The sequence below is a fragment of the Coriobacteriia bacterium genome (assembly GCA_030652115.1).
Taxonomy (GTDB): domain Bacteria; phylum Actinomycetota; class Coriobacteriia; order Anaerosomatales; family Anaerosomataceae; genus UBA6100.
Genome location: JAUSBK010000001.1, coordinates 90,355 through 110,556, shown reverse-complemented (window position 1 = coordinate 110,556; position 20,202 = coordinate 90,355). Strand labels below are relative to the sequence as shown.

Genomic DNA, 20,202 nt, shown 5'->3' with positions numbered 1-20,202 from the left:
CGAGGTTCCGCTCGGCTAGCCGACCCGGTACGCGTCCTTGGCCACGAGAGCCGCGCAGGCGAACAGCAGGTTCGCTAGTACGTAGCCCATGTCCATCGCCGGCGTGAGTCCCGTACCAGCCCATTCGGCGTAGACGAAGAACGAGTCCACGAGCGCGAACACCAGGGCGCCGACGACGACGAGCCACCAGGGGCGGGCGAGTCTGCCGGCGCCGAGCTGTCGCACCACGAGCGCGAGTGCGACGGCGGGAGCGAGCATGAGCGCGATGTCGCCCACCGGGTAGAGCGTACTGACGACGAAACCCCATAACCCGAGTCCCGCAACACCCTCGGCGAATATGTACGGCTTGAGCAGGACGAAGTAGACGATGGCGACGCCGATGACCGCTAGGGTCGCGCCGATGATGATCGGAGTCCGTGTCTTGACCAGGCCGCTGTAGGCGCGAATCGCGAGCACCATCGCAGCGACGAAGAACACATACTCGGCGGTGTAGAAGACATCGGCGATGCTCGGGTACGGGTCGATGCCCAGGAACAGGTCGAACATCGTCCAGGTGACGTCGCCCAGAGCGTACAGCGAGACGCCCACGCCGATCAGAAGCCACTGCCGGCCGATACTCTGCTTCATGCCGACCGTGACGGCGACTGCGATGATGACCGCCGCGAGCACGATCTGCAGTGCGGTGCCGTAGAGGTAGGCGCCGTTGTACAGCGCGTCGCTCACGGACTCCGACTCCATCATGTAGCGGAGCGGGAGGTAGAGCGCAGAGAGTGCGACGAGGATCGCGATGGGTGCGCGCGAGGAGGGTCGTGACGCGCCGCGGTCAGCAGCAGATGCAGAAGCGCTCATCACAGGCCTCCTTCGATCTCGCGGATGACTTCGGCGATAACGCCCTCGGGCGCGATGGGCCCCAGGAGGCGCCGTATGTTCTCCTCGAGAGCCGGAAGGTCTTCTCCCGCCAGACTGTCAGCGGTCTTGCCGAGTGAGAGCGCTGTCGCCCGAACACAGGTGGACGCTGCCATGCTGCCCACGAGCGGCTCGAGCGCGCTGATCGCGGTCGTAGCCAGTCCCCCCATTGCGTCCCCTCTCGCATCCGCTTGTGCACGGCCATGCGCCGAGCCGGTGCCCCCCGTGATTGTCTATCACCGGCGGGAGGGGGTCAACGGAAGCACTGCGGTACAGCAGCACTGCAGTGCACTATAGTGTAGTGACAGTGACGCGCGCGCACCCTCGCCGACAGGAGAACCCATGCTGTCCATCGCACTTCCCAAAGGCAGTCTCGAGGAGCAGACGAAGGTGCTCTTCGCGGAAGCCGACCTGGCCATACGGGCGACGGGCCGCGCCTACAATCCCACGATCGCCGATCCGCGCATCGCGCGCGTGAAGATCCTGCGACCGCAGGAGATCCCGCACTACGTTGCAGACGGCCACTTCGACCTCGGCATCTCGGGTCACGACTGGGTGACCGAGTCGGGGGCCGACATCGTGGAGGTTGCGGAGCTGCCCTACGCGAAGACGGGGACGGGCGTCGTCAAGATGGTGCTCGCCGTGGCCGAGGACTCGCCCGTGCGCTCCGCGGCCGAGATCGCGCCCGGCAGCCGCATCACCACGGAGTTCCCGAACGTCACACGGGCCTTCTTCGAGCAGCTCGGCGTGCCCGTCGAGGTCTTCTACAGCTACGGCGCCACCGAAGCCAAGGTGCCCGAACTCATGGACGCCCTCGTGGACCTGACGGAGACGGGCTCGACGCTCAGGCAGAACGGCCTTCGTATCGTGGATGTGATTCTCGAGTCGACCACACGGCTCTTCGCGAATCGCGCCGCCTGGGAAGATCCAGAGAAGCGCCAGGCGATCGAGGAGGTCCGCACCCTGCTCCTCGGCGTGATCGAAGCCCGGGGTCGCGTGCTGCTGTCCATGAACGTGCCGGCCGCCCGGCTCGATTCGGTCATCGCCGAACTGCCGGCCATGAAGCGTCCCACGGTGAGCCAGCTCTACGGGTCGGACGACTACGAGATCACGACGGTAGCCGACAAGGCGACCGTGAACATCCTGATCCCCCGGCTGAAGGGTGCAGGTGCCGAGGACATCCTCGAGATGCCGATCACCAAGATCGTGCGCTGAGGGTCAGTCTGCAGGTCGGCAACCGTCCCCCGGAATAGGGAAAGGCGCCCGAAGTGCGGGCGCCTTCCTGGCGTGCTGTCGATGCGGGGGAACGATCAGACACGCCCGGACGTGAAAGCGAATGCCTCCTTGAACCTGTAGAGGAACTTGGCGAGCCATCCCATCGGCTCCCCATCCGATTCCGCTACGTCAGAGGTCTCATCATCGACACCGATGCGATCGCGCACCTGGTCGGGGGTTCCGTCACAGTCGGTGCAGCTGCCGTCGCGGAGCTGCTCACGGTCCTTGAGTTGGAGCTCGTCGCCGGCGGCCGTCACGTCGGAGGACTCGTCGTCGGACTGGCCCACCTGGGCCTGGGTCTGCGCCTGCGTGCCCACGCAGTCGGCGCATTCCTCGGCCTGCACCTGTGCCTGGACCTGTGCCTGGACGGGATTTTCGAGATCCTGCCCGCCGACCTTGGCCTGCGTCGCGGCCTGCTCGGCAGCGAATGCCGGAACCACCATGGCTGCCAACATCGCCACTGCTAGTACCGCTATCAGGGTCTTCCTCATCACGCATCACTCCTTGACTAGTAGACACGGCCGTCGCCCCCGCGCTACATGAGGAAGAACGGTGCGGGACGAATCTGGGTTACGGCCATTGTGGGGAAACCGGGAAGCGAATCCCTGAAGCCGAGAATGCGGCCGCGCGCTACCGGGGTCCGGCGCCGCCGGTCGTATCGGGCGAGCCGCCCGGTGCGTCAGGGTTTCCCTGATAGCCGCCGCCCGGCGTGGTGCCGCCGTCGCCCGGTGTGGCGGGCGACGAGCCGGAGCCGCCGCTCGTTCCGGCGCCGTCAGGAGCGTTCACGGCGCTGGAGATCGCCTCGCGCGTGGGCTCGGGAGCATCCTCGCCACGTTCCTGGATGCGGGTGGCATCCTCGTTGGTGAGCGGGCCGTTCGCAGCCTCGGCCTCCTGGACGGCGATACGGAGTTCGCCGATCGCGTCGTTGACGAGGTGCTGGGCCGCGCCTTTCGAGGCGAGACTGGCCGCCTCTTCGGCACGTCGGCCCGCGACGCCTACGAGCACACTGTCCTCGAGCGCTCCGGGCGGAAGAACAGCCACGAGGGCGTTCTCCGCGGCGCGCTTGAGTTCATAGAGGGTATCGCCGGGCAGGGCATTGTCAGCGGCGTATGCTACCCCGCTGCCGAGCAGTCCGAGCGCTGCCAGTGTGGCCGCGACCCGGTGGGAGATCGATGCGAGGTAGTGCGCGCGAGAATCGTGGCGGATGGCGCCCATGACCGTCTGCCGGACGCCTGCGCGTGCGTCGTCCGTCATGCGCTCGGCCGAGCGCGACAGCGCCTCGGCCACATTCTCCGGCATGCGATCGTTATGAGTGCTCATTTGCGCCGTCCTCCTGCAGCATCCGCGCCAGCGTTCTCGTCGCGCGGTGCTGTAACGCCTTGACCGCATTCTCGTTCTTGCCCAGTGCCTCGGCGGTCTCCTTGAGGCTCAGGTCCCACCAGAACCGCAGCGCGATCACCGATGCCTGTTCCTCGGTGAGCATCCGCACCGCCTGGCGAAGCTTCTCGGTGTCGACCTTGGCGATGACGGTCTCATCGGGACCCTCGATCGCGCGGTCGGCAGCCGGCTCTTCGGTCGGTATCGGCGTCCGGGCGCTCCGCCGGTGCTCGTCGATGCTGGCGTTGCGCGCGATGCGGAACAGCCACGCCGAGAACGGCAGCCCCCGATCGTCGTACGACCGGATCGACTCCCATGCTTTCAAGAACACGGTCGCAGTGACGTCCTCGGCGTCGTGCACCGAACGCGTCCGTGTCCGCACGAACGCATAGACCCGGTCGGCGTACTCGTCGTAGAGACCGCCGTACGCAACGACATCGCCCTTGCGGGCTCGCTGCACGAGACGCGCGATCTTCTGCGGGCTCGACGCCGGCCTATCCATGCACTACAACTCCAATAACGTTGAATGACGCGTCTACGTTACTGGATAGCGCAGACGGGTGGGAGGCGGACCGGCGTGTTCGCGGCGTGGGGGCCTGTCCGGAGCGACTTCAGAGTGGGCCTCGCGTCGCCGATACCTTGGGCATGGACACGCCGGAGGCATGGAAGACAACGTGGCGTTGGGCTGCCGGCGCCGTCGCGGTGGCATACGTGGCACTCGGCGCGTACACCGGCGACGGCTGGGTCTTTCCCTTCAGCTACGCCGACCTTGGCTTTCACGAGCTCGGCCACCTGCTCACGATGTTCTGGGCGCCCAGGCCGCTGACCGCGTCCGCGGGTTCGTTCCTGCAAGTGGCGGTCCCACTTGGCCTGGGCGCATACTTCGCGATCGCCCGCCGCGATCGGGTTTCCGCGGCGATCATGCTTGCCTGGGCGGGCGCCTCGACGAACAACGTGAGCGTCTACATCTACGACGCCACCAGGCGGGTACTGCCGTTGCTCGGCGGGCAGGGCGGGCATGACTGGGCGTACCTGCTGGGGCCGGGCGTGTTCGATGCGCTCGATGTGACCGACGGCATCGCCCTCGGAGTCCGCGTGTTGTCGGTGCTGCTCGTCCTTGCGGCGTTCGGCCTACTTGTCTGGGGCTTCACCGAACCACGAAGGGCAGCACGTGCTGCAGCTGCGCTCGAGGAGTATCGCGCGATGCTACCCGTGCGCGAGCCGCGCAACCCCGTGCTCCGGCCTGAGGCCATCGAGCCGGCGTTGCTCGGGCCTACGGAGCCGCGCGCGTTCGACTAGCCGCAGCCGCCCGGGACGGCGCACGGCGCGCTCGGCGAATGGCCGGCCGGAGGTGAAACAGGGATCGTCCGCACACGCTCGGGGTGCAGGATGCACGTGAGGTCCTCGGCCATGGAGTCGCCCTCGCGCTGCCACGCCTTGGCGCGGCACCCGCGGCAGATGCGCGAGTACTCGCAGTTCTCCGGGGCGCACATACCCGTGGACTCCTGCAAGTCGATCTGATAGCACGCTTCGGTTGCCTCAGCGAGACTCATCTCGCGGATGTTGCCCACCACCCAGTCCTGCGCGAACTGGCAGGGCATCACGCCGCCCTCGGAGTTGATGTTCATGTGGCCCTTGCCGACCGGGCAGGCGCTGATCGTCTTGAGCCGCTCGAGTCCCTTGCTCACGTCCACGCCACGCTCGATGAAGCGCTCGGCGATGTAGGGGATGACCGAGGGGAGCGCACCCACGTCGTACTCGAACTCAAGGTCCGGGTCGAGCATGTCCTCGACGATGAAGTCGGCGAGTTCGCGCCATTGTTCGACGGTCACGCGAGAGTCGTCCTCACCCTCGCTCCGGCCGGAGGTGATGAGGTCGCAGATGTAGATCATGCCGCAGTCGTGATCCTTGGCCATCTGGATGATGTCGAAGATGTACGGCCACGTGTCCTGCGAAAGCGCGGTCTTCAGCACGACGCCGACGCCCTCGGCGCGCAGGGCCTTGATCGCCTGCAACACGCGCGCATGAGTGCCCGGGACACCGACCATCGCGTCGTGGAACTCGGCTGGTCCGTACATGGAGGTCGCGATCCAGCGAACGCCGTACTCCTTCAGACGCTTCGCCGTGGCCTCGTCGATCATCGTGCAGTTGGTCGAGATCGTGGGGCGCACGCCCTGTGCGTTCACCTCGGCCAGGATCTCCCAGAAGTTGGGGCGCATCATCGGCTCGCCGCCGGATAGGAAGACGACCGGCACGCCGGCCTCACCCATGCGGCGGACGAGGTCGATGCTCTCCTCATCGGAGAGCTCCTCGGGGAGCACGTGACCGTCGGCCGCCATATAGCAGTGGTCGCACCGCAGGTTGCAGCGGTTGGTGATGTTCCAGATGATGTCGCTCGGACGGCCGAGCTGCGCGTTTCTGAACGCCTTGTTCTCTGACTCGGCGAGAGGACCGTCGAAGAAGAGCGAGCGGACGTGTGCCATGCGGTGGGCCTCCTGGTAATGGAGTGATGCCTGCAGCCCCATGCCGGCGAGGGGTGCGACGAACCTCAACAGGGTAGCACCGTGCAAGAGGCGAGCCAAACGCGCCTGCAGGAGCGGGAATCCGAGGGTGCGCCGTCCTCGTCGCTGATATGCGTCGAACATCGCTGTATCGCCCATCTCGGCACGCTGCTCGCTACACCCCGGGCACGGGTGCAACGCCCGAGGGCGCGATCCGGCGTTCCGCCGATACGAGGAGGTGATTCAGCGTTGAGTAGAAACAGCATCGCTGCGGAGGTGTCCACCTCGTAAGGCGCGAGTGCGCTCCTGCAAAGGACACATGCAAGTCGCTGTCTTAACGCAGCGATGGGAGAGGGTCGTCGGGCAACCGGCGGCCCTCTCTGCGTATCCACGCAGGGTGGCTCGATGCGGCGACGTCGTGGCGCGAGGTGGGACGGCCCTGTGGATGCGGGTATCTACTAATGTCCGGAACGCCCGGGAAGGGGCACAGCATGGCGAAGGGGGAGCCGACCGCACGCGATAGCGGCACGACTGCCGCGAGCCTCGGCCCGGAGCCGAACGAGTTCTACTTGCAGGTGCTTCAGGATTTCCCGGCGCTCATCTGGCGAAGCAGCACGGAGGGCTCGTGCGACTGGTTCAACACCACATGGCTCGAGTTCACGGGGCGCACCCTGGAAGAAGAGATCGGCGACAGGTGGGTCGAGGGCGTTCACGAGGACGACGCGCAGCACTGCATGGACGTCTGGACCCACAACTTCGCAGCCAGGAGCCGCTTCGTGATGGAGTACCGCCTGAGGCGATACGACGGGGAGTATCGCTGGATCCGGGACTTCGGTCAGCCATTCTACGCTCCGGATGGGGTCTTTCTTGGCTACATCGGCGCGTGCTACGACATCACCGACCTGCGACAGATGGCCGAGGATCTCTCGCACCTCGCCGCGCACGACCCGCTCACCGGACTGCCAAATCGCCGGGCGTTCGAAGTCGCGGTGACGGAGGCGGCGGCCGCCGCGCGCCGAGGGCTCCACTCGGCGGTCATGTTCGCCGACCTGGACCGCTTCAAACTGTGCAACGACCGCTTCGGCCACGAACGGGGCGACCGTGTGCTGCAGGAGATCGCGCAGGCGATGAAAGCCGTCGTGAGGGACATCGACATGGTGGCTCGCATCGGCGGCGATGAATTCGGCATCCTCCTCCGGGGCCAGAGCGGAGCCGAGCTCGACATCATCGAGGAACGGCTACGTGAGGCGGTCGAGACGTGTGGGGCACGGCATGACCTCGATATCGGCCTCAGCATCGGGTCCTCGACGATCGACGGTGAGCGGACGGTGTCCGAGGTGCTGGCCGAGGCGGACGACCGGATGTACGACTGCAAGAGGCGAGAGGCGCTGTAGAAGCGAGCGGGGCGGTGCGTGCGCGTTCCGCTCTCGGCGTGGTACTCTGTACCGCTTTCGCACACCACCTTCGAGAGAGTCGAGTTCCCCATGCGCGCCGCTGACATCCGCAACATCGCCATCATCGCCCACGTCGACCACGGCAAGACCACGATCGTGGATCGGCTGCTTCAGTCCACGCACGTCTTCCGCGACAACCAGCAGGTCGTCGACCAGGTCCTGGACAGCAACGACCAGGAGCGCGAGCGCGGGATCACCATCCTCGCCAAGAACATCTCCGTGCGCTGGGGTGACGTGAAGATCAACGTCATCGACACCCCTGGCCACGCCGACTTCGGCGGCGAGGTGGAACGCGTACTCAAGATGGCCGACGGGTGCTTGCTCATCGTGGACGCCTTCGATGGCCCCATGCCGCAGACGCGCTTCGTGCTCCGGCATGCGCTCGAGCATGGGCTCAAGCCGCTCGTGGTCATCAACAAGATCGACCGGGATGGTGCCCGTCCACTCGAGGTCATCGGCGAAGTGTTCGACCTCATGATCGACCTCGGTGCCGACGACTCGCAGCTCGACTTTCCGATCATCTACACGAGCGCCGTGAACGGCTACGCGCGCCTTGAGCCCGACGACGGCAACATGGACATGTCCCCGCTGCTCGACGCCATCGTGCAGCACGTGCCGGCCCCCGACGTGGATCCTGACGGCCCGGTGGCCATGCAGGTCTGCACGATCGACCACTCGGAGTACGTGGGCCGGATCGGCATCGGGCGCATCTTCTCGGGCACCATGCACAACGGCGAGAGGATCCTCGTGATCAAGAACGACGGCAGCCGCTATCAGGCCACCGTGAAGGCGCTCTACACGTTCGAAGCACTCGGCCGAGCCGAAGCGGAACGCGCACACGCCGGCGACATCGTGGCCGTGGTAGGCGTGGACGACGCCGACATCGGCGACATGTTCACCTGCCGCCTGGAGCCGGTGCAGCTCGACCCGATCCACGTGGAAGAGCCGACGATGTCCGTCGTCTTTGCCGCCTCCACGAGCCCGCTGGTGGGCAAGGAGGGCACCATCGTCGGTGGCCGCCAGATCAAGGAGCGGCTGCTCCGCGAGGCCGAGTCCAACATCTCGATGCGCATCACCGAGAGTGAGGACAAGAGCGGCATGGAGGTCGCCGGCCGCGGCGTGCTCCACCTCTCGGTGCTGATGGAGACGATGCGCCGGGAAGGCCATGAGTTCCAGGTGGGCCGGCCGCAGGTGATCATCAGGCATGACGGCGGCAAGAAGCTCGAGCCCATCGAGCAGGCCGTGGTGGACGTGCCGAGCGAGTACGCCGGCAAGGTCATCGAGATCTTCGGCAGCCGCGGCGGCGAGATGACCGACATGGTGCAGCGCGACGAGCACGTGCACCTCGAGTTCAAGATCGCGACCCGCGGCGTGATGGGCCTTCGCACGCGCATCCTGAACGCCACGCGTGGCGAAGCCACGCTCTTCCACCACTTCTTCGAGTACGGACCGTACCAGGGCGACATCGGCGGGCGCATCAACGGCTCGCTTATCGCGATGTCCACTGACAAGTCCGTCGCCTTCGCCCTCGACGCGTTGCAGACCCGCGGCAAGCTCTTCGTCGGCCCGGGCGAGATGTGCTACGAGGGCATGATCGTGGGCGAGCACGCCAAGGACAACGACCTCGTCGTGAACGTGGCCAAGGCCAAGCAGCTCACCAACATGCGCGCCGCGTCGGCCGACAAGAGCATCCAGCTCGCGCCGCCCATCACCTTCACACTCGAAGAGGCGCTCGAGTACATCGAGGACGACGAACTCGTGGAGATCACGCCGAAGTCCATCCGCCTGCGCAAGCGGATGCTCGCCGAGAACGACCGCAAGAAGGCGCGGCGGAACTAGGGGCGCACGGTCGGCGACCCGCAGGTCGCCGACCGTGCGGCTCCGTTTACTCCTTGGCGAACGCGAGCATGGTGGCCGTCTGGTTGATGTGGCCGAAGTACTGCTCGCCGTACGTGGAGAACCCGACCGTGGGGATGTCGGTGAAGAGCTCGCCGTAGGCGCCACTCAGGCCCTTTGCGTCCAACTCGAGCGTGCGCAAGATGCAGTTGAAGTTGACGAGTGCGGAGAGTCCGCCTGCCTGCGCCTCGGCTTCGGACAGTGCGGTGCGGGTCTCGGCGATGATGTCGGTGCTGTTGAGCACCGCCAACTCCATGCCCTGAACGACGTTGCAGTAGAAGCGGATGCCCCCGTTCTCGAGCGCCTGCTGCGGGCTCCGCACGTACGGCTCATCGCCCACCATGAGGCCGACGGGGTGGCTCATGAAGCCGTCCGACGCGCTCTCGAGCGGAAGGCCCACGGCCTCTGCGTACGCCTCGACCGCCGGGCGACCGTCGAACTCGAGCACCTCGCGCGCGGCCTCGTCGGTCTTGGTGGCCACGAGGGTGGCCTCGGAGGTGACAAAACTCTGCGTCTTCAGGATGCTGAACCCGACGCCCGGCTTCATCAGAACCAGGACCGCGGCGTCGCTCACGGCTTTGCCGTCCGCGAAGACGTGTGTCTGCTTGAAGGCCACATCGTCACCGGCGGAGCCGCCGACAAAGACCACGTTCGTCCGGTCGCCGATGGCCTCCATCAGGCGTTCTTCCGCTCCGGAAAGGCCATCGACAAGAACGATGCCGACGTACTCGGAGAGCGGCATGGCAGAGACCGGCGTGCCGAAGTGTTCGGCGAAACCTGCGAAGGCGGGATCCACGTCCACTCCGTCGCTCAGGCCGGTCACCACTTGCACGTCGAGCTCAGAGAGATGTGCGGCATCGAATGCCATGGCGACGAGCGAGCCCTTCAGCATCTGGCCGCTCACGATCTCGCCGGCGGTGGTGCAGCCGGCGATACGGGCACCGGGGAAGGCTGCGGCCAGGGCAGCAGCGGTCGCCTCCGGCGCGAGCGCAGGCGATCCAAACGCAAGCACCAATGCAGGTTCGACGGCGGCGAGGCCGGCGCGAATTTCCGCCACAGCCGCCGCCGGGTCGGCCTTGGTCGAGTATGCAGTCGCAACGCTCATCGGCTCGCTCCCATCGTCTCGGTCTCAGCTATCATCTGCTCGAGCTTCGCAATCACCGCGGGGTCGTCATCACTCGTCGGACCCCAGTCATCGGCATCGATGCCCCGCAGGAGCAGCCTGACCCGGATCCCTGCGGCGGCCACCGCATCTCCTTTGGCGCGACGATCGATCAGCGTGGCGATCATGGAATGGACTCTGCCTGCCAACTGAACACCCCCTCATACGTCCGTCCCGGCGTCGCCGAGGCGGTCCTCTTACCCAGCGACCGATGCGGTCGCCGAGGTGTCTATCGGCTCCGGGCGGGCGGTGCGTTAGAGAATCGCACACGATTCGTTGCGACTGCGGCCAGGCACAGCTCGCGCCTCGCCGACCTTCGCCCCGATGAGTCGGGCGCGGAACCGCGGCTAGGCGACGATCTCCGCGGCTGCACGGTCCCGGAACGATCCGGCGAAGCGCATGAACCGCCACGCGTCGCCGAAGTCAGACGAGATGCCGAGCGAGATGCGGATGGTGTTCGGGAGCCTGCCGGTGTGGTCGGCGATGATCGCCTGGCAGTCCGAGAGCGTGACCGGGACCTCGGGCTCCTCGAAACACGACGCCATCTCGGCGCGCGTGATCTGGTGCGCGACCTCGCCGTCACCCGGGTTGCAGAAGCAGCCCGTGCGCAGGGAGATGCGCTCCTCGCCCGCGAGCTGTTCGATCCTCGCGCAGTCGAAGACCGCGCCCGTGGGATCGAGCAGGTAGAAGGCGATCGTTGCGCCGCGTGCGCTTAGATCGGTGGGGCCGAAGACCGTGAAGAGCGGCGCCCCGTTGGAGTGCGTGGCGGCGGCCATCTCGCCGAGCAGCCAGTCCGCGAGCGCCATCACGCGCTGGTGGATGCGCTCCACGCCCACGCGTGCGAGGTGTTCGAGCCCGATCGTGACGGCCGGCAGGCCGAGGAAGTCCGCCGTGCCGTCCTCGAAGCCCGCATGGCCCGGAGCGAGCCGGTACCATCCTTCGCCCTGCACCGAGGCGAGCGTGATCGTGCCGCCTGCGAACCATGGGCGGCAGAGCTCGCGCAGCGCCTCGTGGCGCGCGACGAGCGCGCCGGCGCCTGTGGGATACCCGAAGAGCTTGTAGAACGAGATGGGCAGGAAGTCGGGCTTCACCTCGGCGAGGTCGAGACGATTGGTGGGCAGGTACGCCGCCGCGTCGAGCACCGTGCGCCAGCCGAGCGCGCGAGCGCGAGCGATCCACTCGAGCGGGTGCTGCACGCCGGAGAAGTTCGACTGCGCGGGGTAGGCGAATAGCCGCGGTGCGCCTGCGTCGCACGGTGCAGCCAGCGCGCGCTCGAGCAACTCGGCATCGAGCCGAAGCTCCGGGGGCCGCACGGGTACGTACACCACGCGCGCCCCGGCGCGCCTCGCGTACTCGCGGATGCCGTTGACCGAGTTGTGGTTGTCGTACAGCAACACGTACGTGCTCGCGGGAGTGAACGGGAACGCCTCGCCCACCAGTTTGAGCGCGCCACTCGCGTTGCCGGTGAAGATAACGTCGTACTCGGCCGGGTCGGCGTTCAGGTGTTCCAGCACCGCGGCGCGGGCCCGCTCAACGAGCGCCGTGGAGGCCAGCGCCGACGGGTTGTGTGAGTGCGGATTGCCGAAGATGCCGGTGGCGAGGACCTCGTGGTGACCGGTCACCTGCGACGCCGCGTAGAGCCCGGCGCCCGTATGGTCGAGGTAGGTCGAGCCGGACGCATCCAGCCGCCCGTACTCGGTGGCGCGGAGCTCGGCGATCGCGTCCGCGTCGTAGCCGGGATGTGTGGCGAGGAAGGCCGCTCCTTCAGCCTGGAAGCTGGCATCGCCGTATGTGTCGAGCGGGTCGCGCATGGGTACTCCCGTTTCAGATACCTGCGCGCCTCATGCTACACGCATGGCCGTTGTTGAGGGGGCCGCCATGATCATCCGACCGACCGACGCCTCTGAAGCTGCCGAGATCGCCGAGGTGCATCGCGCCGCCTTTGGCAGCGACCTCGAGGCGGACCTCGCGCGCGACCTGATGCTCGACGACGCGTTCGTGCCGTCGCTCTCGTTCGCCGCCGAGGAAGATGGGAAGCTCGTAGGTCACGTGCTCTTCACGCGCGCATGGCTCAACCGCGACGACGGCATGCCGGGCTTCCCGTTGCTGCTCCTTGCGCCGCTCGCAGTCGTTCCCGCCGCGCAGCACGAGGGTGTGGGCACGGCGCTCGTGGAGGCGGCGATCACGCTTGCGCAGGATAGCGGTGAGGTGGCGATGCTCGTCTTCGGCGATCCGAAGTTCTACGGGCGGTTCGGCTTCGTTCAGGCCGGGGCCAGCGGGGTGCGCACGCCACATCCCGCCGAGCCCGCGTGGGGCTGGCAGGTGCTCGAACTGGCGCCCGACACTCTCGGCGAGCCCGGCACGTTGCAGGTGGCCGCGCCGCTCGACGAGCCCGCGATGTGGGTGGCGTAGCGCGGGCCGCTAGATGATCGGGCGGGGAGCGGGACGCCACGCGTTCTTGAGCAGGCGCCTCACGTCGTGGTAGTCGTCGGTGAGCACGGGCCCGTCCGGTGCGGGGTCCCAGCCGAGCGCGTCGAGCCGCGATACGTCCTCGGAGTCGCCCACCACGAGCCAGGTGGACGGAAGCGCGACGACATCATCGCCGCTCCCCGGCTCGAACGACTTCGTCCGCGCGTCCAAGCCGACGGAGCGCGCGGTCTCGGCCACTGCTCCCACGAGGTCGAAGTGGCGGTTGGTGAGCTGGAAGGCGATCATGCCCCCGGGGCGAAGGGTCCGGGCGTAGGTGTCCATCGCCTCGCGGGTGAGCAGGTGGGTCGGCACGGCGTCGGAGGAGAACGCGTCGAGTATCAGCAGGTCGAACTGCCCGGACGGCGATTCGGCGAGCAGCAGTCGCCCGTCGCCGAGCAGCACCTCGGGTTCGGTCGCTGCGTCGGCGAGGTACGTGAAGTAGCGGTCGTCGCGCGCGAGGTCGACGATCGTCTGGTCGATCTCGAAGTACGTGAGGCTGTCGTTTGGCCGCGCATACGCGGCGATCGTGCCCACGCCCAATCCCACGACCCCGATGTCGGCGCCTTCGGAATGCTGCTGCTGCAGGTCGGCCATGACGTCGCCGAGCGGCCCCTCGCGCACGAAGTACGCCGTGGGCTCGCTTGCCCGTTCGTCGCGGTACTGCAGGCCGTGCAGCGTGGTGCCGTGGATCTCGGCGAACGCGGCGCCGTCTGCAGCTTCGATGATGTCGGTCACGCCGAAGAAGGACCGCACGCGCTCGACCGGGTGCGGCGCGAAGAGCAGAAGCGCGACGGCAATCGCCGAGACGGTGCTGATCGCGAGCGCACGCGGTGACGTTCCGAGCACAACGGCGATCGCGCCGAGCACCAGCAGGATGCCCACGAATGCGGGGCCCGGACCGGCTGCGGGCGCCATCGTGGCCAAGACGACCAGCCCGAACGCGAGCAGCGGCAGGAGTCGCGCGCCGGCGGCCCGGAGCGTTGCGCCGGGCACGCGGACGCCCGATGGTGCATGTGGCGTAAGCGCCGCGATGGCGACAAGCGCGCCGATGAGCAGCAGCGGGTACTCGAAGACGTCCTCGAAGATCACGGGCGCTGCCAATGCGACGAACCCCGTGGCCAGCACGCCGCCTGCCGAGACCCACAGGTAGAAGCGCGTGAGATGCTCCTCGCCCGGTCTGTCCTCGGCAAGACGCCCGTGGACCGCGACCGCAAGGACGCCGTAGGAGAGCAGGACCATCGGGACTATCACGAGAACCGGCCAGTCTATGCGCGCCACGTAGGCGATCCACAGCAGCGTCACGGCGGCAGGCACGAGGCGTTCGGCGAGGGGCAGGATGCGCCGTCCGCGCGCGGAGAACGCCACGATGAAGCTGCCCAGGTACACACCGAGCGGGCCGATCCATAGCATCGGCGCGGACGCATGATCGGTCGCGAGCAGCGTGGTGGTGGCGGAGAGCAGCCCTGCGGGCATGCAGGCCGCGAGCAGCCAGATCAGCTGCCGTTTGCGCGGCAGGGGTGGCGCCGCCGCGTGCTCCGGCAGGGCGGGGCCGGACGCGTCGGAGATCAGCAGCCAGCATAGGAGCGCCGCGAGCACGCCGAGGAGCGCGAGCGCGCCCGTGCGCTGGGCCGAGAGCGGCATCCAGGGTTCGATGAGCAAGGGATAGGCGAGCAGCCCGCCGAGGCTCGCCGCGTTCGATGCCGCGTAGAGCCACCAGGGGTCGTCGCCGCGCGCGGCAAAGCGCGCCGAGACGAGCGGGGTCGTCGTCGCGAGCAAGAACGCCGGGAGCCCGACGATCGCGGCGAGGACCAGCAGGACGTTGAGCGCGGGCGGCATCCCGGAGACCCGAAGCTGCGCCAGGTCCTCCGGTGCCAGGGCGGCGGACGCGAGCGCCACGCCCACCACGACCAGCTGGATCACCCGTGCTGTGCGCCATTGCATGCGAGTGACGAGCAGGTGCGCGTGCAGGTAGCCGAGGAAGACGGCGCCGGTGAAGAAGCAGAGCGCCGTCGTCCACACGGCGGGGCTTCCCCCGAAGACGGGCAAGACGATACGCCCGGCGTAGAGCTCGAGGGCGAAGAGCAGGAACGCGGAGAGCGCCGTAGCGGCGACGGGCAGCGCCACTCGAGGTCGCACGCACGCTCCTTTCGTAACCCGACCCGACGCCTCAGATAGTGCGTCAGCGGCGGCTACTCGGCAACGGCTGTGATCGCCTCGGTAAGGGTCGATGTGGCGGGGACCGGAAGTCCCTCGGTGATGCCCGACTTCTCGAGGTGGCCGGCCACGGTGGCGTTTGCGCAGCACAGCGCGACGCGTACCTCGTGCTTCTCGAGCCGCTCGAGCGTCTCGGCGAGGCTGGCGAGTGCGGAGAGGTCCACGAACGGCACGTTCTCGAGGCTCACGACGACGCCGCGAGGTTCGGTATGGGTGTGGAGCAGCGCGGATTCGAACTGCTCGACCGCGCCGAAGAAGAACGGACCGTCGATCGTGTACACGAGCACGTCTTTGAAGGCCGGAACCTGCTCGGGCGCGTGCTTGGCAAACGCTTCCTCGCCGAGCTCGGTCACACCCACAGCGGCGGTCATCCGCCGGAAGAAGTTCAGCATCGCGAGGATCACGCCCACCTCCACCGCCACGATGAGATCGGCGAACACCGTGAGCGCGAGCGTTATGAGCATGACCGCAACGTCCGACCGCGGCGCCCGGCGCGCGATGCGCACGATGCGGCCGATATCGCTCATGTTGAACGCCACCACGAAGAGGATCGCGGCGAGCGTCGCGAGCGGGACGTTGGCGGCAAGCGGCGCAAGGACGAGGACCACGAGCAGCACGGTGAGCACGTGGAAGATGCCGGCGATCGGGCTCGTGCCGCCGTGCCGGATGTTGGTGGCCGTCCGGGCGATGGCCCCGGTGGCCGCGAACCCGCCGAAGAACGAGGCTGCGATGTTCGCCGCCCCCTGGCCGAGGAGCTCCTGGTTCGAGTCGTGCCGCGTGCCGGTCATGCCATCGGCCACGGTGGCCGAGAGCAGCGACTCGATCGCGCCGAGCATCGCGATCGCGAACGCGGGCCGGACGAGTTCGGGCAGGTTGGCCCACGCGAAGTCGGGCATCGCGAGCGACGGCAGTCCGCCGGGCAGCCCGCCAAAGGCTGAGCCGATGGTGGCCACACCGGCCGGGTGGGCGAGCGCCACGAACGCAGTGCCGCCGATGAGAGCGACGAGCGGTGCGGGGATCAGGCCGAGCTTCGGGATGCGGGGCCAGAGCACGATCACGAGCACGCTCACGATGCCGAGGAGCGTCGTAGTGAGGTCGAGCGAGGGGAACGACTGCAGCATCGAGAAGAGCTTGGTTGCGAAGTGCTCGCCCTCGGAGGCGGGCAGCCCGAAGAAGTTGGGCCACTGCCCGACCCAGATGACGACCGCGATACCCGCGGTGAAGCCAAGCACGACCGACTCGGGGATGTACTTGATCACCGTGCCGAGCTTTGCCAGGCCGAAGATGACGAGCATGACGCCTGCGAGCATGGTGACGGCCTGCAACCCGCCGAGTCCGTAGCGCGCGGTGACGCCCGCGAGCAGTACAGCGAAGGCGCCGGTGGGCCCGGCGATCTGCACCCGGCTCCCGCCGAAGAGGGTGACCACGAGGCCGGCAATGATCGCCGTATAGAGTCCCTGTTCGGGCTTGGCGCCTGCCGCGATGGCGAAGGCCATCGCAAGCGGGATGGCGACCACGCCCACGACCACCCCGGCAGCCATGTTGGGCAGCCAGTGCTCCTTGCGGAACAGACCGGCGCGCCACGCTTCGATCAGAACAGGCTTCACGAGGGACCTTTGGACGGGGGTGGGGCGGACTTCTACGTTAGCAGAGTGTGCGCGCATGCGCCGGTGACGGTCGGATGACGGTGCGCTCGCTTGCGGCCACTACAGTCTCGCCCGATGATTGGGAGGTTCCCGAACGGGAGGCGGTCCAGGTGATCAAGCACATCGTGGTGTGGCGGTTCAAAGATGAAGCGCTCGGCGCGAGCAGAGCCGAGAACCTCGAGCACGCGAAGGCGGCGATCGAGTCGCTTCGCGAATCGGTACCGCAGGTGCGACACCTCGAGGTGGGCGTGGACATCCGCGCGGATCACGACCCGTGCGACCTGGTGATCTACTCGGAGTTCGAGACCGTGGACGATCTCAAGGCGTACCAGGTGCATCCCGAGCATGTGAGGATCGCCCAGCTCATCGGCGAGATGCGCGAATCACGTGCTGTCGTCGATTACGAGGTGTAGCGCGTCCGCCGGATCAGGCCCTGCGGCGGGGCAGCCTACGCGGGCTTGAGCGCCTGCACCGTGACGCTGTGGAAGAGCTTCGCCACCCGGCGCATCTCGGCCTCATCGAGGCCTGCCGGTACATCGATCCCGAACGAGGATGCCAGCGCGTCCGCCTCCTCATCATCCATCGCGTAGGCCACGTCGCTCGTCACGCGCACGTCGGTGTATCCTGCGTCCCGGATGGCCGCGAGGTAGTCGTCGAGCACCGACGCGCCGCCGAGGCACGCCACGTAGGCGGCCACCGACTCACGCGCGAGTTCGGGCAGCGGCTCGGTCGTGACGATATCGGAGACCGAGAGGCGTCCGCCGGGCTTGGTCACCCGGAATGCCTCGGCGAATGCCGCGTGCTTGTCGGGCACGAGATTGATCACGCAGTTCGAGATCACGATGTCGGCCGTGTCGTCCGGCACGGACATGGATTCCACTTCGGAGAGGCGGAACTCCACGTTGGTGTAGCCGCCCTGCGCGGCGTTGCGCCGTGCGAGCGCGATCATCTCGGGCGTCATGTCGATGCCGATGACGCGCCCGGTGGGACCGACCTTACGCGCCGCCAGGAAGCAATCGATGCCGCCGCCGCTGCCGAGGTCGATGACCGTCTCGCCTTCGGCAAGCGACTCGAACGCCAACGGGTTGCCGCAGCCGAGTCCCAGGTCGGCATCGGCCGGCAGAGCCGAGAGGTCGCCGAGGTCGTACGCGCCGTCGGGTACCGCGGTCGCCGCGGTCGGGCCGCAACACGACGATCCGGAGCCGCAGCACGAGGTCTTGTTCACGGCGTGCCCGGCATAGCGGTCACGCACCGCGTCTTTGATGGTGTCCTGCTCGTTCATCGTCGTCTCCTATCGCGGGGTGGGTGCGGCCGTCACAGGCCGAGCGCAGGGCCGATGAGCGAACGCACCGCGCCCGCCATCGCTTCGGTCTTCACGAGCGTGATGCAGCAGATCTCGCCGTCTTCGCCGCGGTAGCTCATGAGAGCGAGCCGCTCACCGGGGGCGATTCCGGCACGTGTCCTGAGATCCTTCGGCAAGACGAGCTGGCCGCGCTCGTCTACGCTTACGACCGCTTCGAGTGCGCAGCACTCCGCGGGGCCACAGGTGGGGCATTTCGCGTCCTCGGGCACGGGGACCTCCATTCGGCAGAATCAGCAGAATCAGAATAATCAGGATGCTACGCGGCGTCAAGCACCTGACGTGCGGTCATCTGGGTCGTGGTCCCAGCGGGTATGGACATTCCACGACCTCATGCGACGACGGGAGCAGCCATGCGTTTCGAGAATGCGGAATCAGTGGAGAAGCCTGCGGTGGGCGTGCTGGCCGAAGGCACGTACTCCTGGTGCCAATGCGGCAAGACTAAGACGCCGCCGTACTGCGACGGGTCGCACGCGGGCTCGGAGATCACGCCACTTGAGTTCGAGTCGGATGGTGTGACGTCGATCGCGGTGTGTACCTGCGGTCTCACCGGCAACCCGCCTTACTGCGACGGGTCGCACGTCGATTACTAGCCTGTATTGACTCCGGGAGGTGCACGGGTCTAGCGACCGCTCCGCCAACGTGCGAGCCGCGCCGGGTCGATCCCGAGCCGGTACCCCGCGATCGTCGCCATGTCGCGAGCGGTGGCGCCGATCAGCCCGCGCTCACGCCACGCGCGCGCCGATGTGCGGACCGCGCCCGGTGCGCGACCCAGGCCACCCAGACGCTTGAGCCTGAGCGCGAACTCGCGGTCTTCCATCACCGGAAGCTCCGGGAAGCCGCCGAGGTCCTCTAAGACGCTGCGCCGCGCGAAGATCGCCTGGTCGCCGTAGGGCAGGCGGAAGATGGCGTAGCGAAGCTGGCCCATCGCCGAGATGAAGCGGTCGAGCCGGTCGGTCTCACTTCCCGCCGAGTAGCCGAAGGCCCCGCCCACCGCTCGGGAATCGTCGAGCACGCGAGCGGCCTGTGCGCAGGCGTCGGGGGGCAGTACGGTATCGGCATGCAAGAACAGGAGCGTGTCGCCGGTGGCAATCGCAGCACCCGCGTTCATCTGCACGGCTCTGCCACGGGGTGCGTGCACGACCAGTGCCCCCGCATCTTCGGCCAGCGCAACGGTGGCGTCAGTGCTCCCGCCGTCGGCCACGATCACCTCGTATGCGCCCGCTACACGGGCACTCAGCACCGCACTCGCAACGGTCGACTCCTCGTCGAGTGCGGGCACGACCACGCTCACGCGTGATCCGTCCTCGCTGCGCCGCGCTTCCCAACGGCGTGAGTCCTCCGGTCGGTCGATGTCGGCGAGCGTGGGCAGCAGCACCGGAGAGATCTCACGTGCCGAGAGCCGCGCGAGCGTGACGGCGAGCACCTCCGACGTGCCCCAGGGGATCTGCTCGAACAGCGCGGCCGTGACCGCTTCTGAAACGTCCGCGCGCACGCCGACCAGGTAGTAGCCGCCATCTTCGGCCGGTCCGAGTGCGACGGGGGCGCGGTCGAGGTGGGCGATCGCCTCACGGATGATCGATCCGCCCACATCAGGGCAGTCCGCGCCGATCGCGATCGCCGCCGGCGCACCCTCGGAGATCGCCGTCCCCAGGGCTTCGGCGAGCCTGTCGCCCAAGGTGCCTTCGCGCTGTGGGCGCACTCGGAGCCGGTGTCCCAGCCAGCGTCTGCCGTCTGCGGCAGAGCCGTCGGCGAGCCTGATCTCCATGTCGACAGCGCCTGCGAGTTCGACGGCACGGGCACGCCTGAGCGCGTGCTCCGCAAGCTCGCGGTGTAGCGCGAGCGCTGCTTCGGCGCCAAGCTCCGCGGCTATCCGGCTCTTGACGGTGCCGAGGACCGGATAGCGCGTCAGGACGATGAGCCGGGGTCGCACGCCGTGTCC

The 20,202-nt window shown here is 67.6% G+C and carries 21 protein-coding genes; 7 read left to right on the top strand and 14 right to left on the bottom strand.

Annotation, left to right across the window (positions count from 1 at the left end; translation table 11 throughout):
- Nucleotides 1–15: 15 nt before the first annotated feature.
- Complete coding sequence (locus Q7W51_00605) at nt 16–849, bottom strand: hypothetical protein (GenBank protein MDO8846877.1); 834 nt, start codon at nt 847–849, stop codon at nt 16–18.
- Complete coding sequence (locus Q7W51_00600; protein ID MDO8846876.1) at nt 849–1,076, bottom strand: hypothetical protein; 228 nt, start codon at nt 1,074–1,076, stop codon at nt 849–851. Before Q7W51_00600 ends, Q7W51_00605 begins: the two co-directional genes overlap by 1 nt.
- Before the next feature lie 172 nt (nt 1,077–1,248).
- On the opposite strand from Q7W51_00600, the gene hisG reads away from it, so the two are divergent.
- Nucleotides 1,249–2,121 carry an ATP phosphoribosyltransferase gene (gene hisG, locus Q7W51_00595; GenBank protein MDO8846875.1) on the top strand — a complete coding sequence of 291 codons (873 nt, stop codon included), beginning with the start codon at nt 1,249–1,251 and terminating at the stop codon, nt 2,119–2,121.
- Between the two features lie 95 nt (nt 2,122–2,216).
- Here the strand turns inward: hisG and Q7W51_00590 are convergent, their stop codons facing one another.
- From Q7W51_00590 to Q7W51_00580, 3 genes are all read right to left on the bottom strand, one after another.
- Complete coding sequence (locus Q7W51_00590; protein MDO8846874.1) at nt 2,217–2,672, bottom strand: hypothetical protein; 456 nt, start codon at nt 2,670–2,672, stop codon at nt 2,217–2,219.
- A gap of 139 nt (nt 2,673–2,811) precedes the next feature.
- Entirely contained in the window at nt 2,812–3,501 is a 690-nt protein-coding gene (locus Q7W51_00585; GenBank protein MDO8846873.1) for a DUF5667 domain-containing protein, read from the bottom strand.
- Nucleotides 3,488–4,060 carry a sigma-70 family RNA polymerase sigma factor gene (locus tag Q7W51_00580; GenBank protein ID MDO8846872.1) on the bottom strand — a complete coding sequence of 191 codons (573 nt, stop codon included), beginning with the start codon at nt 4,058–4,060 and terminating at the stop codon, nt 3,488–3,490. The genes Q7W51_00585 and Q7W51_00580 overlap by 14 nt, the downstream gene beginning before the upstream one ends.
- 143 nt (nt 4,061–4,203) lie before the next feature.
- Between Q7W51_00580 and Q7W51_00575 the strand changes: the two genes are divergently transcribed.
- Nucleotides 4,204–4,857 carry a hypothetical protein gene (locus Q7W51_00575; protein MDO8846871.1) on the top strand — a complete coding sequence of 218 codons (654 nt, stop codon included), beginning with the start codon at nt 4,204–4,206 and terminating at the stop codon, nt 4,855–4,857.
- Here the strand turns inward: Q7W51_00575 and Q7W51_00570 are convergent.
- The gene (locus tag Q7W51_00570; protein ID MDO8846870.1) at nt 4,854–6,041 is read right to left on the bottom strand and encodes a radical SAM protein; all 1,188 of its coding nucleotides are present in this window, start codon (nt 6,039–6,041) and stop codon (nt 4,854–4,856) included. The two genes, Q7W51_00575 and Q7W51_00570, sit on opposite strands and share 4 nt — an antisense overlap.
- 509 nt (nt 6,042–6,550) lie before the next feature.
- Between Q7W51_00570 and Q7W51_00565 the strand changes: the two genes are divergently transcribed.
- Both Q7W51_00565 and typA read left to right on the top strand, forming a co-directional pair.
- Nucleotides 6,551–7,453, top strand: a complete 903-nt coding sequence (locus Q7W51_00565; protein ID MDO8846869.1) for a sensor domain-containing diguanylate cyclase — start codon at nt 6,551–6,553, stop codon at nt 7,451–7,453.
- 90 nt (nt 7,454–7,543) lie between these two features.
- Entirely contained in the window at nt 7,544–9,352 is a 1,809-nt protein-coding gene (typA, locus tag Q7W51_00560; GenBank protein MDO8846868.1) for a translational GTPase TypA, read from the top strand.
- A gap of 46 nt (nt 9,353–9,398) precedes the next feature.
- Here typA and Q7W51_00555 read toward each other — a convergent pair whose 3' ends face one another.
- From Q7W51_00555 to Q7W51_00545, 3 genes are all read right to left on the bottom strand, one after another.
- Nucleotides 9,399–10,514, bottom strand: a complete 1,116-nt coding sequence (locus Q7W51_00555; protein ID MDO8846867.1) for an FIST N-terminal domain-containing protein — start codon at nt 10,512–10,514, stop codon at nt 9,399–9,401.
- A complete protein-coding gene (locus Q7W51_00550) occupies nt 10,511–10,720 on the bottom strand; it encodes a hypothetical protein (protein ID MDO8846866.1) in 210 nt (69 codons plus the stop codon). Before Q7W51_00550 ends, Q7W51_00555 begins: the two co-directional genes overlap by 4 nt.
- Nucleotides 10,721–10,918: 198 nt before the next feature.
- Complete coding sequence (locus Q7W51_00545) at nt 10,919–12,382, bottom strand: aminotransferase class V-fold PLP-dependent enzyme (protein MDO8846865.1); 1,464 nt, start codon at nt 12,380–12,382, stop codon at nt 10,919–10,921.
- A 67-nt stretch (nt 12,383–12,449) separates the two neighbouring features.
- On the opposite strand from Q7W51_00545, the gene Q7W51_00540 reads away from it, so the two are divergent.
- On the top strand, nt 12,450–12,983 hold the full coding sequence (locus Q7W51_00540; protein ID MDO8846864.1) for an N-acetyltransferase: 534 nt from the start codon (nt 12,450–12,452) through the stop codon (nt 12,981–12,983).
- Between the two features lie 9 nt (nt 12,984–12,992).
- Here Q7W51_00540 and Q7W51_00535 read toward each other — a convergent pair whose 3' ends face one another.
- Together Q7W51_00535 and Q7W51_00530 are read right to left on the bottom strand one after the other, a co-directional pair.
- Entirely contained in the window at nt 12,993–15,176 is a 2,184-nt protein-coding gene (locus tag Q7W51_00535) for a fused MFS/spermidine synthase (GenBank protein ID MDO8846863.1), read from the bottom strand.
- Between the two features lie 53 nt (nt 15,177–15,229).
- Entirely contained in the window at nt 15,230–16,861 is a 1,632-nt protein-coding gene (locus tag Q7W51_00530) for a SulP family inorganic anion transporter (protein ID MDO8846862.1), read from the bottom strand.
- 74 nt (nt 16,862–16,935) lie between these two features.
- Between Q7W51_00530 and Q7W51_00525 the strand changes: the two genes are divergently transcribed.
- The gene (locus tag Q7W51_00525; protein ID MDO8846861.1) at nt 16,936–17,313 is read left to right on the top strand and encodes a Dabb family protein; all 378 of its coding nucleotides are present in this window, start codon (nt 16,936–16,938) and stop codon (nt 17,311–17,313) included.
- A gap of 35 nt (nt 17,314–17,348) precedes the next feature.
- Here the strand turns inward: Q7W51_00525 and arsM are convergent, their stop codons facing one another.
- Together arsM and Q7W51_00515 are read right to left on the bottom strand one after the other, a co-directional pair.
- Entirely contained in the window at nt 17,349–18,182 is an 834-nt protein-coding gene (arsM, locus tag Q7W51_00520) for an arsenite methyltransferase (protein ID MDO8846860.1), read from the bottom strand.
- A gap of 32 nt (nt 18,183–18,214) precedes the next feature.
- The gene (locus Q7W51_00515) at nt 18,215–18,472 is read right to left on the bottom strand and encodes an HgcAB-associated protein (protein ID MDO8846859.1); all 258 of its coding nucleotides are present in this window, start codon (nt 18,470–18,472) and stop codon (nt 18,215–18,217) included.
- Between the two features lie 141 nt (nt 18,473–18,613).
- On the opposite strand from Q7W51_00515, the gene Q7W51_00510 reads away from it, so the two are divergent.
- Entirely contained in the window at nt 18,614–18,853 is a 240-nt protein-coding gene (locus tag Q7W51_00510) for a CDGSH iron-sulfur domain-containing protein (GenBank protein MDO8846858.1), read from the top strand.
- 29 nt (nt 18,854–18,882) lie between these two features.
- Here the strand turns inward: Q7W51_00510 and Q7W51_00505 are convergent, their stop codons facing one another.
- On the bottom strand, nt 18,883–20,193 hold the full coding sequence (locus Q7W51_00505) for a TIGR04283 family arsenosugar biosynthesis glycosyltransferase (GenBank protein ID MDO8846857.1): 1,311 nt from the start codon (nt 20,191–20,193) through the stop codon (nt 18,883–18,885).
- Nucleotides 20,194–20,202: the final 9 nt, after the last annotated feature.